Below are 14195 nucleotides of genomic sequence, written 5' to 3'. Positions count from 1 at the left end.
GGCGATAGAGGTGGCTTGCCGTGCTGCAGCGCACAGTGTCGCAACTCTGCGACATCCGCCGGATCGAATGCGCGTTGACGGCACTTCAGTGCAGATTGAGCCGGTTCATCTTCCGATGCAGCGTCGAACGGCTCATGCCGAGCGCCGTGGCCGCCTGGGAGACATTGCCGTTAGCGCGTGAAAGAGCCCTGAGCAAGGCGGCGCGCTCTGCCTCAATCAGATCCTCGCCCGCGCCCCCTTGCTGCTCGCGAAGAACATCGGAGGCCGGAATGCCCGCGGCAATGCGATGATCGTCGAGCTTCAATGCAAGGCGGGCCGCGCGGGTCGCACCGAGCACGAGGTCGTTGCGGTCAACCGCCAGCAGTGCCGAAGTGGATGCGATATCCGTCGGCACCATGACGAAGCGAGCACCGGCAAAGGCGCTGCGGAAAAGATTGAGCTCGATGCGCACTGCCGCGTCGCGCACCGTCTGCGACAGGATCGCCAGTGTCCCGTCGCTCACATCGTCGCGGCAGCTCGAAATGTCGAGTGCCCCGGCAAGCTGGCCGCGATGATCGCGGATCGGCGCCGTGGTGCAGCTGAGATTGATGTTGGAGCAGAAAAAGTGCTGGTCTCGGAAGATCGCAACGGCCCGCTCGTCGGCAAGCGCAGTCCCGATGCCGTTGGTACCGATACTCGCTTCCGTCCAGACAGAACCGGTCCATAGGCCGAGATCATGGAACTCCTTATCGTCGCCGACGGCGCCGCGGCGTTCCAGCGCGATACCATTGCGATCGGTCAGAAGCAGGCAGCAGCCGGCCTTGCCGACCGCGAGAAACAGGCGATCCAACTCATTGGCAGCTTCGGCAACCAACCGGTCCGATCGCTCCAGCGCCGTTTGAAATTCCTGGCTAGTCAAGCGCATCGGCAGACGCTTCTCCTCCGGCGCAAGACGATGCATGACCATGCACCGTCGCCAGGAGGCAACAACCGAAGAACTCGCCGCCGCCGATTGCGCCGACGCGTAAACCTGATCCGCATGTGCGGAATAGTCGTGCATTTGGCTCCTCCCACCGAACGCTAACCCAATTGTCGCTAAAAATGGCCAATGAAGCAATCCTCCTGGCGACTTTCGTTCAAGGTAGCCGGAAGTAGCGACCATCTCATTGATAAAAGTTCTTTTTGGGCACTGCTCATCCCTTCAGCCACGACTTTGCAATTCGGGTCGTCGAAATCGGCTGGTCGATGCCCGGCTTTCGCTTTGTCGTCCCGACAACCGGGATCCGGCCTGCCCATCGAGATCTTTCAGGCGGCTGTCAGTGTGTTGCGGTAGCAGCTTTCCAAGGGAAAAGGAGCGAAAGGCGATTGGTGGCCCGGCTCCACAAGAGGCTGTTTCGACAGCAACGGAAAGTCGGCTTTATGCAGGCATGGCAGCGAGGCCGAGAGGCCATAAAAGAAATGCTGGGGCGTTCCGCCGACACCGGTCGCAGACGAATGGCCGGCGGCCTTCGCTGCTTCTTCAACACACCGACCATCAAGCCCCCTGCAAATCGTGCTTTTCTCGAGCGCCCGATCGTCATCATCGCCATTTTCCTCGCGCTGTCATTGCTCGTCATGTGGACGGCCGATTATCCCTTGGGCATCTGGATGAAGTCTTTTCCCGCGCAGTTGCGAGGGACGGCGAGGTGGATCAGCAGCCTCGGCACCGGGCTTCTTGTGCTCTCATTCAGCGGAGCGCTGCTGATTTTTGCGATCCTCGCGCCTGCGCACAAACTGCGGAAATCCATGCGAACAGGGGCAGATCTCATCGCGACTGCGGCTGCCTTCGTCTTCCTGGCGGTCGCCGGCGGCGGCATTGTCGATTCGCTCGCCAAGAACATCATCGGTCGCGCCAGGCCGGAACTCCTGGATATGAACGGCGCCTTTTTCTTTCGCCCCTTCGCCTTCCATGCCGACTTCGCCTCCTTTCCTTCCGGACATTCGGCAACGGCCGGCGCCATGGCGATGTCGCTGGCGCTCGTCTTCCCCCGCCTTCGCCCCGTCTTCATGCCGATCGGTATCCTGATCTGCCTGTCGCGCCAATGGGTTGGCGCGCATTGGGCAAGCGACACGCTGATGGGCTGGGGTGTCGGCGTCGCTTTTGCCCTATGGCTGGCGCACGCATTCGCGCGACGGCGCCTCCTCTTCGCCTATGATTCCAATGGCCGCTTGTGTCCTGGGGAACAATACAAGGCAGTTCTCGCCGTTCTGCGCGCTTTGATCCGGCGCATGCCCTTCATCGGCAAGAAAACCCTGCCTGCGGCAAAATCGTGCCCGGCTCAGGCTGGCCTTGCATCCCGAGCCTTTGAAATTCGATCCTGATCCCGCAGCGGGTGCAGCTCTCCTGCATCGCCTGTCCACTTCGGCGCCGCCGAAGCCACCAGCCTTTCGCATCCGAATGCAAAATCATCGCTATGCAGCGACGGATTTGCCACTCGCCGCCGTTTAAGCGCTGAAGGGATAACAGCTTGAAGCTCTTCAAGGACGAATGAGGACATCATGAAAAAGATCATTTTGCTGACTTTCGCCGCAATCGCCTGCCTTGCCGCCATTTCACCGGCTGAGGCTCGCGACGGGTGCGGTATCGGCTGGCATCGCGGGCCGTACGGTTATTGCCGCCCGAATGGACGGCCTGTGGTCGTCGTGCCGGCGGTTCCGGCCTATGGCATCTTCTATCCTGGCCGTGGCTATTGGGATGGACATCGCTATTGGGTGCATCGCGAGTGGTGGCATGGTGGCTGGCGTTATCGCTAAGCTACTCTTCCGCGATGCGCGTGGCCCGGTCTAGCAGATCGGGCCCCATGCCAACCGACAGATCGATCGGCCTGCTTTTTTCGATCCTTCCGCAGCCTAGCCCTGCGATATAAACTTCACGGTCGTTTGCCGGTTTGACATGGCAGCCCACGGAAACGTGCAATTGACGGCCGCGATGCAACTGGTCAAAGCTGTGGCGAGACCGGTTTACGGAAAAAGACGCCGCCAGCATGAACAAAAGCACCATCAGCGACCATCAAGGGCCGATCATCGTCTTCGACGCCATGTGCGTCCTGTGTACCGCCAACGCCCGGTTCGTGCTTCGTCACGACCATCTTGGTCGTTTCCGTCTTGCCTCCATGCAGAATGAAACCGGCATCGCGCTCTATCGCCGCTGCGGCATGGATCCCGCCGATCCCGACAGCCTCATCATCGTCGACGGCGCAAAGGTATTGCGCGACAGCGACGCAGTGCTGGCCATTTATGCCGGCCTCGGCTGGCCCTGGAAAGCGATTTCCGTGCTGCGCATCATACCCCGCATGCTGCGCGATCCGATCTACCTCTGGCTTGCGCGCAATCGCTACCGCATCTTCGGCAAACGGGAGACATGCTGGCTTCCGACACCCGAGCAGGCGAGCCGCATCCTTTGAAAAGAATCCTCGTTCTCGGCGGCTATGGCGGATTCGGCGCGCGGCTGTCGCGGCGCCTTGCCAGCGACGGCTTCGAGGTTCTGGTCGCCGGACGCAATCTCGAAGCCGCGAAAGCGCTCGCCGCTCGATTGCCCCATGCGATTGGTCTGCAAGCCGATCGAAAGGGCGATATCTCTGCGATACTCGGCGAGCACGGGCCCTTTCTGTTGATCGATGCGGCAGGTCCCTTCCAGCAAAGTGATGACAGAGTTCCGCGAGCCTGCATGGAGGCCGGCATCCACTACTTCGATCTTGCCGACGCGCGCGATTTCGTCGGCGCGATTAGATGCCTCGATGAACGGGCGAAGGCTGCCGGCGTCGCCGTCATCTCGGGGGCGTCGAGCGTGCCGGCGCTTTCCAGCGCCGTGGTGGCGGACCTTGCCAAGGACATGGACGAGGTTCGTTCGATAGAAATGTCGATCAGCGCCTCCAACCTCGCGACCGCAGGCGCCTCGGTCACATCGGCGATCCTGAGTTATGTCGGCAGGCCGGTGCGGCTTTGGCGCGGCCGGCGCTGGCAAGACGCGATGGGCTGGCACATGCTGAAGCGCGAAACCTATGCCATTGCCGGCCGCCGCCCCCTGCACCGGTTGGTGGCGCTGGCCGACGTGCCGGATCACGACCTGCTGGTCGAAAGCTTTGCCGAGCGTCCCAGTGTCATCTTCCGGGCGGGGCCGGAATTCGCCTTTCAGACTTTGGCACTCTGGCTGCTGTCCTGGCCAGTTGCCTGGGGTTGGTTGACATCGCTCAAGAAGATCAGTCGCTTTCTGCTGCCGCTGCAACGCCTGACAGCGAGACTTGGCACGGCGCGCTCGGCTATGACGATCGAGATCAAGGGCATTGAGCAAGGCGCCATGAAGGCTCGCCGCTGGACCCTGATTGCCGAAAATGGCCACGGCGTGGAAATTCCCACGCTTCCGGCGCAGTTGCTGGCGCGGGCCTTGCGCGACGGCCGTCTTCTACCCGGCGCCCGTCACGCCGGCGGGCTCCTGTCGCTTGAGGATTTCCGGACCTTGTTTCGCGATCTGGCAATCACCGAGGAAATGACGGAAGCACCCTATACGCCGCTCTATCAGCGTGTCATGGGTCCTGCTTTCGCGCATCTTTCCGAGCCGGTACGTGCGATGCACCATGTCTTCGGCGATGGCGGCGCCAAAGGAGAGGCAGTCGTCACCCGCGGGCGTTCTCCTCTTGCCCGGCTGGTCGCGAAAATATTCGGCTTTCCCGCAGCCGGAAAGCACGCGCTGCATGTCTCCTTCGAGGAAAACAACGGCATCGAAGAATGGACGCGGGATTTTTCCGGCCGGCGTTTCCGCAGCCATTTGAGCGAAGAGAATGGCCACCTCGTCGAACGCTTCGGCCCCTTCCGCTTTGCATTCGATCTTCCCATCCGTGGCAACGGACTCAGCATGGCGATGCGACACTGGTCGTTCCTGCGCATTCCGCTGCCGCTCTTTCTGGCACCCCAAAGCGTCGCTCATGAATGGGCAGAAGACGGCCGCTTCCACTTCGATGTACCGATTGCCCTGCCGCTCATCGGCCCCGTCGTTCATTATCGAGGCTGGCTGAAGCGGATTGATTGATAATGCAAGACCGACTGGCGAAATCGGCCGGGGACCGACTAGAGGCTAGTTTACCGGTCGCCGGCCAGACAGCCGAACATGCGGAAATCGTGGAAGGCCTCTTTGAATCGCGCCTTCTGCCGCAGCGTGCCCTCATATTGAAAGCCCGCTTTTTCCAGAACCCGGTCGGACGCGGTGTTTCCCGGCAATGTCCAGGCTTCGATGCGATTGAGCGAGAAGACATCAAAGCCGCATCGGACGATGGCACGCGCGGCTTCGCTCATCAGCCCCTTGCCCCAGGCGGAGGGATGCAGTTCATAGCCCAGTTCTGCGCATCTGGCATGCTTATCGAAGCTGTTGAAGCGAATGGCTCCGAGCAATTGGCCGGAAACCCGATCCTCGATGATCCATGAGCAACCCGTTCCCTTGGGAAAGATTTTGATCATCCATCGCAAAGAGCGCTCGATCTGCGCCATTTTCGGCGCATCAACCCAGTTCGAGAACCGTGTGACCTCCGGAATTGAAATCAGCGCATGGAAATCGTCGCGGTCGTCCATGCTTGCTTCTCGAAGCCGCAGCCGCTCGGTGACGAGTGTGGGAAACTCGGCTTTTGAAGGCGCCATCTTCATGCTTTCAGCAGATTGGCAAGGATAATCTCGCGCCAGACGCGGGTGGGCGTAATCCAGGCATCCCAGGAATTATACTTACCGGAATAGATGACAGCGGCGATACCCGCATCGGGCATCAGCCAGAGCCTTTGCCCGCCATTGCCGAAGCCCGCATACCACGACCGCTGACCGTCAAACGCCGGCACCGGTGCATCGCCTGAGAACCACAATCTGCCATAGCTCAAACCGTCCCCGGTCGAAATCGCCGGCGCGAGGGATTGCGCGATCCACTCTTCCGAGACGATCCTTTTCCCGTTCCACGCGCCATTCTGCACGAAAAGCATCCCGATCTTCAGCAAGTCCGGAGCAGTCAGGCGTAACCCGGATGCAGGCGACGCCACGCCATCACGCCCGGCGTTCCAATGGAATTTGGCAATCCCCAGCGGTTCGAAGAGAACCTCGCGCGCGAAATCGGGCAGACGCTTGCCCGTGCCGCGCTCGATGATAGCACCCACAAGCGCGACGCTGCCGCCGGAATAAATCCAGCGCGTTCCCGGCTCTGCGATCACCGGACGTTCCAGGACGAAACGATATCGGTCCGGAGCATTCTCCATCGCAATTTCGCTGTTCAGCGGATCGGTATAGGGACGATCCTCGTCCCACTCCATCCCCAGCGTCATCGTCAGCGCGTGGGCAATGGCGATCTTGGCGCGCGCAGGATCTTGGCGAGATCGCCGTATTCCGGGAACTGTTCATAAAGCGATGCATTCGGCGGCGGCACCAATCCTCTATCGAGTGCAATGCCATAAAGAAGGCCGGCAATGCTCTTGGTGACCGAACGAAGATCGTGCAGCGTATCCGCGTCGAAGGCGACATCCCCGAGCGGATCTCCCCAATTTTCGTCGGAGCCGATGGCGTAATATTCCAGGCATACACGCCCGGAACGAGCGGCAAGCACGACATGCAGATCGCGCAGCAAGCCGGATTCGATGCCGGCTTCAAACTTACGGCGGAGCTCTGGATCAAAACCCATGGCCTGCAAGGTTCCGCGATCAGGTGACGAGGATGAATTGCCCTGCGTGATGACCATGCAATCTCCACCCTTCGCTCAACGACCGTCAGGGAAAGCTACAATCAAAGCGCGCATGCAGCAAGGCGACGATGCAGCAATTTGGCATCCATATTGGCCGGTCTTTCGATCAGCCCTGCCCCATCTCAGGTCCGTTTGCGTCTCATCGCAAATGTGGTGCCTTCCTTTTTCTGACGAGAATCCCGGTCGCGGCTGAAGGCCGCTTCCGAGATTCCCGGCTGTCGTCAGGGGTGAGTACGACAGCCGGGTCAAGAAATCGATTTTCACACCGGCAATCCATAGGCGGACTGGAAGCTGGGAAACACAGGATTAAACTCCACAAGGGACTGCCCCATTTTGAGACATATTTCACGCAACGCTAAATTTGCCTCGTCCAGTATGGCCTCGTCGGCGGCAACTCTTTTCAGATCTCATACAAGCGCGATGATCTGAACGTTCCGACTTGCCCAATTTTCCTGAAGAGCTCCTCAGCTTCTGCACAAATTCTGCAAAGGCGGACGCCATCGTCGCGCCATGAACAACACGCCCGAGACAATCGCAATTCCACCCGCCCGCCTGCCACGCAGTCTTCTCAAGGAAGGCTGGTGGCTGGAGGACGATCGTCAGCCGCCAGCCGATCCGCCGGTTCAGGAAGCCAGGATCATACCCTTCGCCTTGGCCGAACATCCCTCACGGAGCCGATACCGATGAGCCTATCCGATACACTTGCCCTCCCCACAAACCCCATAAGCAGTCCCTATCGCAAACTCCTCACATTCATTTCCCTTATCGCCCTGGCCGACATTCTTCTCTTCGACGAGGTGCCGGGTGTTAATCTCTTTCTCTTCGCCAATGCCGTCGCCGCCGGTCTGATGATTTCCTCCAGAAGAAGGCAATCGATTCCAAAGATCGCAGCCTTTGTAATCCTTTGCCTTGTTGCGTCAGCGCCGCTTGTCGAGACCGCATCCTGGATAGGCATCACCACCAGCCTGCTTGGGCTTTGCCTGATATCGCTGGGTGTTGGCGGATTGCTCCCAGGGCAATCGACGCGCTTACCATTGGCGCTGCTCCGTTTCCTGCTGGATCTGCCGGTTCGGCCCTTCCGCCAGGCGAGCTATCGCTGGCTGCGGCGGCTGCAGAAGCCAGCGCCGGACGGTGTTCGACATCATCTGCGCGGCTGGATCATGCCGCTCGCGTTTGCCGCCGGCTTTCTTGCTCTTTTCGCGATGGCCAATCCGCTGATCGAAAAGACGCTGCGCAGCATCGACCTCACTTTCCTGCTGCAACTGCTGAGCATGTGGCGCATCGGTTTCTGGCTCGTCATCGCAATCTTCCTCTCTACGCTGCTTCATCCACGCCTGAGGCGCCGCCGTCACCATCGCGAAGGGGTCGCAGCGGTCACCACCAGGATTGAAGATGGACTGTTCGGCCATGCCGCATTGCTGCGCTCGCTTCTGGTCTTCAACGCGCTGTTTGCCGTGCAGACACTACTCGATCTCACCTATCTCTGGGGTGGCGCCAGCCTGCCCGATGGCATGAGCCATGCCGAATACGCCCATCGCGGCGCCTATCCGTTGATACTCACCGCAATCCTTGCCGCCGTCTTCGTGCTTGCCGCCATGCGGCGCGGCGGACCGGGCGACGGAAGTCCCCTGCTTCGCGGCCTGGTACTTCTCTGGATCGCGCAGAACATCCTGCTTTGCCTTTCCTCCATTCTGCGGCTCGATCTCTATGTCGAAGTCTATTCGCTGACGGAGCTGCGCGTTGCGGCCGGCATCTGGATGGGCTTGGTCGCAGTCGGCCTCTTCCTCATCCTCCTGCGCATCCTGCTTCGTCGCTCCAACGAGTGGCTGATCGCGTTAAGCTCCGCAGCGCTGGTTCTTACACTCTATGCCGCCGCATTCGCCGACATTCCCGCCTTCATCGCCCGCTTCAACGTTGCCCATAGCCGCGAAATATCGGGCGAAGGCGTCGTTCTCGATCTCGATTATCTCTCGACGCTTGGCCCTGCCGCCATTCCGGCACTCGACACCTATCTGGCATCGCTGCCTGCCGACGTGAATGCTCGCAAGGTGCGCGAAGCACTATTATGGCAGCATGTCAGACGCTCGCACGATTGGTGGAGCTGGACCTATCGCGATGCTCGTCTCGATGCTTACCTCAAAAATGATGCGACCCTTGTCAGATGAGGCCGAAACGAAGACAAAGAGCAGAATAACCAGAACAGGCACTACATGGCACCGCGCATCCTCGTCGCCGACGACGAACCGAATATCCGCGACGTGATCTGCTTCGCGCTCGACCGCGCCGGCATGAAGACGACGACCGCGCGCAACGGCACAGAGGCCATGATGGCCTTTCACAAAGGCGGTCTCGATCTGATCGTCCTCGATGTTGGCATGCCCGACATGGATGGGCTGGAAGTCTGCCGCCGCATTCGCAAGGCATCGAACCTTCCGATCCTCTTCCTCTCGGCGCGCGACGAAGAAATCGACAGGATTCTGGGTCTGGAGATCGGCGGCGACGATTATGTCACCAAACCCTTCAGTCCGCGCGAGCTGGTTGCCCGGGTCCGCGCCATCTTGAAGCGAAGCCGCCATGGCTCGGAGCCGGATGCGGCCAATGGCTCCGTGTCCGCGGGATCTCTGCGGCTCAATCGCGGTAGCCGCACCGCCAGTTTCGCCGATGTGCCGCTCACCTTGACGGCGCTCGAATTCTCGATCCTCGAGACGCTGCTCTCGCGCCCCGAGATCGTCTTCAGCCGCGATCAACTGATGGAAGCGGCCTATGGCGCTGACATGCAGGTCGCCGACCGCACCATAGACAGCCATATCCGCAATCTCCGTGCCAAGCTTTCGGCGGTTGGCGGCAAGGGCATCATCGCCACGGTGCACGGCGTCGGCTTTAAACTGACATCGGCTACAGAAGGAAACGCTTGATGCGTACGCCGCGGGTGAAGTCGAAATGGCGGCCGCCGCTCGCCCTCATCGTCTACGCGGTGCTTCTGACCGTGATGATGCTGCCGATGCTCACGATCATCTGGTTTCGCGCCGTGCGCGCCGCCTCCGGCGCCATGGCGCCGGCGGAGATCGCCACCCTCGCCGCCGTTCTGATCCTTACCCTCATCGTCGCCTACGTACTGACGCGCACGCTGACTACGCCGATCAATGCCCTGATTGCCCGAACCGAGGAGATCGCTCGCGGCGGACGCTCGGCGATCCGGCCACTCGAAATCTACGGCACGCGCGAAGTCGCGACCCTTTCACAGAGCTTTCTCGATCTCGCCGGCAAGCTGGTCGATCATTCCGATTATGTGCGCTCCTTTGCCACCCATGTTTCGCACGAACTGAAATCGCCCTTGACCTCGATCAAGGGAGCGGCGGAACTGCTGCGTGATGATGACGACCAAAATCCGATGAGCCACGAGCAGCGCAGCCGCTTCCTCGGAAACATCATCGCCGACACCGAACGGCTGGATCGGCTGTTGTCGCGCCTGCGGGAACTGGCAAAGGCCGAGCTTCCATCCCAACAGGGCTCCAGCAGCCTTCGCGATATCATTGCCCAGTTGGAGATGCAATTTCGCCAATTGACGATCATCTATGAAGGCAGCGCCGACGAGACGCTGGCTTTGCCCGGCGAGGCAGCCGGCATTATTTTCGCCAATCTGGCGGAAAATGCCGTTCAGAACGGCGCGACAGACCTTGCAATCAAGGCAAGCGGCGAAGGGCGGGGGATATCGATCCAAATTCGCGACAATGGTCGCGGCATTGCCGATGGCAATCGGGAGCGCATTTTCGAACCCTTCTTCTCGACGCGACGGGACGATGGCGGCACGGGCATGGGGCTCGGCATCGTCAGAGCCATGCTCGCTTCCCACGGAGGCAGCATCGAATTGCTTGAGAGCAGCAAGGATGGCACAGCATTTCAGATCATCCTTCCCATTGCCGCCTAAAACGGCGCACTCCGCCATGAGCCGCCGGCGACAAAAAAAGGCGGCCGAAGGCTGAAACCATCGGCCGCACCACTATTTCGAGATGGGAGCCTACGCTGCCTCTGACTGCGCTTGAGCTTCCAAAGCCATCGCACGCGCGGTGACAAAATCGACCTTGCCGGAACCGAGGACAGGCACCTTGCCGACGGTCACTTCGGCGGGAACCATCATTTCCGTGGCACCCTTCGATTTGGCGAAGGCCAGGAAATCGCTTCTAGTCGCACCCGGCGCATCGGTCAGGAGCACGAGGCGCTCGCCCTTCTTGGCATCGGGTACGGACGAGACAACGCTGAGGGCACCCGGCCAGAGCTGTGCCGCAAGTGTTTCTACAGCAGCAAGCGAGATCATCTCGCCGCCGATCTTGGCGAAGCGCTTGGCTCGGCCGCGGATCTTGACGAAACCTTCCTCATCGATGGTGACGATGTCGCCCGTATCGTGCCAACCTTCAGACAGCGGTTCGAGAACGCCGGGATTGTCGGCGCGCAGGTAGCCGGCCATGACGTTGGCGCCACGGATGAGAAGGCGGCCGCCCTCATCGATGCCGGCAACCGGCTCGAGCTTCCATTCCATGCCCGGCATGATCTTGCCGACCGTTCCGGTGCGGTTGTACATCGGCGTGTTCAGCGAGATCACCGGGGCGGCCTCGGTCACGCCATAGCCTTCCAGGATGCGCAGGCCGAATTTCTCCATATAGACCTCGCGGGTCGATGCCTTCACCGGCTCGGCGCCCGAGAAGATGTAGCGGATCGATCTCATGTCATAGGGATGAGCGGTGCGGGCGTAGCCGTTCAGGAATGTATCCGTGCCGAAGACGATGGTGGCGTTGGAGACGTAGATCAGCTCCGGCACGATGCGATAGTGCAGCGGCGAGGGATAGAAAAACACCGGCACGCCCGAGACCAGCGGCAGGATCGTGCCTGCCGTCAGGCCGAAGGAGTGGAACATCGGCAGGACGTTGAACACCTTGTCGCCGGGGTGGAAGTCGATGCGCGAGGCGGCCTGGGCGGCATTCGAGAGGACATTACGGTGCGTCAGCACCACGCCTTTGGGCGCGCCTTCCGAACCGGAGGTGAAGAGGATGACGGCCGGATCATCGGCGCCACGTTTCACCAGTGGCCGATATTTGCGCATGAGGCCGACGATCTTGTCGAAGAAGGTGATCTGCGTGCGCAGTTCATCCAGCCAGACAAAGGCAACATGCTTTTCGAGCTCCTCGACCACCGGGCCGAGTTTGGCCTGCGTGATGAAAGCGCGCGAGCAGAGCACATGCTTGACCTCCGCTGTCCGGCAGGCGGAGAGGATATTCGCAGCGCCAGCCGTGAAGTTCAGCATGGCCGGAACCTTGCCCGCCGACATGACACCGAGCACGGTTGCAGCCGTACCGTTGGCGTTCGGCAGCATCACGCCGAGCGTCTTCTCGTTCGGGAACATCTTTCTAAACTTCGCACCCAGCACCGCAGCGCCTGTCAGGAGCTTGGCATAGGAGAGCTTGCCGGCGATCGGGTCCTCGACGGCGAGCTTCTTGCCGCCATATTCATGGGCGCTGTCAATGACACGGCCGAGGACTGTATTGTTGGTGTCAGCGGTGCGGAACATCAGCGTCGACATGATCTGGTAGAGGGCAGCGCCGGCGGCGATACGGCGCTTCCTGCCCTTGAGCTCGGCGGGAACATCGAGCTTGACCGGCTCGAGGATCGTCACCTTGACCTTGGGGAAGAGACGGCGGCGAACATGGCTCGAGGTCAGATAGGAGGCGTAGCTCTTTTCCAGTCCGTCGATGCGGACGGGAACGATCATCGTGCCGGTCTTGTCGGCGACCATGGCAGCGCCGTCATAGACCTTCATCAGCGTGCCGGTGACGGTCAGGCGCCCCTCGGGGAAGATGCCGACCGGGCTGCCATCCTGGATGACCTTGATCAGCGAGCGCGTCGCCATCGGCTTGGTCGGGTCGAGCGGCAGGAACTTGCACATCTTCAAAAGCGGCCGCATCCACCACTTCTTGGCGAAGGCATAGTCGATGGCGAAGACAGGCTCTTCCTCGGTGATGGCAAGCGCGAGTGCGCCGTCCAGCAGGCTCACATGGTTGAGCGCGATGATCGGCGCGGGGCCTGCCTTGCGGATGTTTTCCAGACCTTCGACTTCAAGCCGCATGAAGGCGCGGAAGATGATGGAGATCAGATCGCGGAAGGCGTTGGTCGGCAGCATTTTCAGCATCAACCAGGCAATCGCGATATTGAGCACTGAGATGCTGAGAATGATGACCGGGATCGACAGACCCACGGCTTGAAGCACGGCCACAAGCGCCAAGCCCACAGCGATAAAGAGCGCGGAGAGCACATTCGATGCGCCAATGACGCGGGCGCGGCGATCCTCATTCGCCCAGCTCTGCATGGCCGAGAAGGTCGGAACGGCCAGGAAAGCACCGCCGATCGCCATGCCGGCCAGATCGATGGCGACACGGATCGTCTTCGGTCCGGCGAAGAAGGCAAGAATGGTTTCAGCATGGCTGGTTGATTGCAAACCCCAGAGGTTCCAGCCGAGATCGAGGCCGAAGAGAGCGACGATCAGCATGCCGATGGGCGCCGGCAAAAGCACGATGCGGCCGGCCGCCATCCATCCGGCAATGGCTGAGCCGATGGCAACCGATATAGCGAAGATCGCAAGATAAGCTGGAACGACGATTTCCGAGCCGCCGAGAATGTCCGTGACCATGACCGGCAGCATCGACATGATGAAGGCGCCGACGAACCAGAACCAGCAGTTCATCAGCGACGCCCGCCAGATGCGGCTATCGGCGCGAAGCTCGTTGACCAACCTGTAGCTGGAGCGCATGACATTGGTGTCGACGACGAGATCGGGTGCCTTGGAGCCGGTCGCAGGAATCATGCGGGCGGCAAACCAGCAGAGGATCGAAAGCCCCATCATCATCGGCCCGAAGATCCAGACATTCTCGCCCTCGCGGAAGGCGACGGCCGCAACCATCGTGCCGGTGAGAATGGCGATGAAGGTGCCGCCCTCGATCCAGGCGTTGGCCTTGGGGAGATCCCGGTTTGCCAGATGATCGGGCAGGATACCGTATTTGATAGGCCCGAAGAGCGAGGAAATGACGCCGAAGCCGAAGAGGGCGAGCATCAGGATCCAGATCGAGGAGAAGGCGATGCCGACGACCGAGATCGCCGCCACCAGGAGTTCGCAGCGCTTCAAAAGCTCCGCCATTCTGGCCTTGTCGTATTTGTCGGCAAGCTCACCGGCAATCGCCGACAGGAGCAGGAACGGCACGATGAAGATGCCGCCGGCAAGTGTGACCAGCGCCGCGCCCTCCGTCGCCATCTGCGCGAGAATAACGAAAACCAGAGTCTGCTTTAAGAAATTATCGTTGAAGGCAGTCAGGAATTGCGTCCAGAACAGCGGCGCGAACTTCCTCGATCTCATCAGGTGCGTTTGCATAGCGTATCCCTCATTCGGCCAACAGGACGCCACAGAGTTGTTACGCAAAGGTTGAGC

Annotated in this window: 12 protein-coding genes; 7 read left to right on the top strand and 5 right to left on the bottom strand. The window is 60.6% G+C overall.

The annotated features are described in order from the left end of the window. Nucleotides 1-85: 85 nt before the first annotated feature. On the bottom strand, nt 86-1039 hold the full coding sequence (locus tag FHX05_RS20095) for a GAF domain-containing protein (RefSeq protein WP_183711597.1): 954 nt from the start codon (nt 1037-1039) through the stop codon (nt 86-88). 398 nt (nt 1040-1437) lie between these two features. Here FHX05_RS20095 and FHX05_RS20090 point away from each other — a divergent pair, with 398 nt between their 5' ends. From FHX05_RS20090 to FHX05_RS20075, 4 genes are all read left to right on the top strand, one after another. Continuing rightward, complete coding sequence (locus FHX05_RS20090; RefSeq protein WP_246699009.1) at nt 1438-2340, top strand: phosphatase PAP2 family protein; 903 nt, start codon at nt 1438-1440, stop codon at nt 2338-2340. Nucleotides 2341-2517: 177 nt separating this feature from the next. Then, complete coding sequence (locus tag FHX05_RS20085) at nt 2518-2772, top strand: hypothetical protein (protein WP_112335769.1); 255 nt, start codon at nt 2518-2520, stop codon at nt 2770-2772. Nucleotides 2773-3002: 230 nt separating this feature from the next. Continuing rightward, nucleotides 3003-3422, top strand: coding sequence for a thiol-disulfide oxidoreductase DCC family protein (locus FHX05_RS20080; protein WP_183874050.1), 420 nt, complete (start codon nt 3003-3005; stop codon nt 3420-3422). Next, a complete protein-coding gene (locus tag FHX05_RS20075; RefSeq protein ID WP_183874048.1) occupies nt 3380-5044 on the top strand; it encodes an SDR family oxidoreductase in 1665 nt (554 codons plus the stop codon). Before FHX05_RS20080 ends, FHX05_RS20075 begins: the two co-directional genes overlap by 43 nt. Nucleotides 5045-5094: 50 nt before the next feature. On the opposite strand, the gene FHX05_RS20070 is transcribed toward FHX05_RS20075, so the two are convergent. From FHX05_RS20070 to FHX05_RS30230, 3 genes are read right to left on the bottom strand one after another with little or no spacing between them, the layout of a single operon-like run. Then, nucleotides 5095-5646, bottom strand: coding sequence for a GNAT family protein (locus FHX05_RS20070; RefSeq protein ID WP_183874046.1), 552 nt, complete (start codon nt 5644-5646; stop codon nt 5095-5097). Nucleotides 5647-5648: 2 nt separating this feature from the next. Further along, nucleotides 5649-6311, bottom strand: a complete 663-nt coding sequence (locus FHX05_RS30235) for a serine hydrolase (protein ID WP_210294951.1) — start codon at nt 6309-6311, stop codon at nt 5649-5651. A 2-nt stretch (nt 6312-6313) separates the two neighbouring features. After that, nucleotides 6314-6721, bottom strand: coding sequence for a hypothetical protein (locus tag FHX05_RS30230; RefSeq protein ID WP_210294941.1), 408 nt, complete (start codon nt 6719-6721; stop codon nt 6314-6316). Nucleotides 6722-7407: 686 nt separating this feature from the next. Here FHX05_RS30230 and FHX05_RS20060 point away from each other — a divergent pair. Genes FHX05_RS20060 through FHX05_RS20050 form a run of 3 tightly spaced genes read left to right on the top strand, consistent with a single transcriptional unit; the run spans nt 7408 to nt 10652 of the window. After that, nucleotides 7408-8889: a DUF4173 domain-containing protein gene (locus tag FHX05_RS20060; protein WP_183874044.1), complete on the top strand. Its 1482-nt coding sequence runs from the start codon at nt 7408-7410 to the stop codon at nt 8887-8889. 45 nt (nt 8890-8934) lie between these two features. Further along, on the top strand, nt 8935-9639 hold the full coding sequence (locus tag FHX05_RS20055) for a response regulator (RefSeq protein WP_183874042.1): 705 nt from the start codon (nt 8935-8937) through the stop codon (nt 9637-9639). Then, nucleotides 9639-10652, top strand: coding sequence for a HAMP domain-containing sensor histidine kinase (locus tag FHX05_RS20050; RefSeq protein ID WP_183874040.1), 1014 nt, complete (start codon nt 9639-9641; stop codon nt 10650-10652). The genes FHX05_RS20055 and FHX05_RS20050 overlap by 1 nt, the downstream gene beginning before the upstream one ends. Before the next feature lie 90 nt (nt 10653-10742). Here the strand turns inward: FHX05_RS20050 and FHX05_RS20045 are convergent, their stop codons facing one another. After that, nucleotides 10743-14138: an acyl-[ACP]--phospholipid O-acyltransferase gene (locus tag FHX05_RS20045; RefSeq protein ID WP_183874038.1), complete on the bottom strand. Its 3396-nt coding sequence runs from the start codon at nt 14136-14138 to the stop codon at nt 10743-10745. Between the last annotated feature and the right edge of the window lie 57 nt (nt 14139-14195).

Source organism: Rhizobium sp. BK491 (assembly GCF_014194925.1).
In the GTDB taxonomy this organism is placed as follows: domain Bacteria; phylum Pseudomonadota; class Alphaproteobacteria; order Rhizobiales; family Rhizobiaceae; genus Rhizobium.
This window is presented reverse-complemented; position numbering and strand designations above follow the sequence as displayed.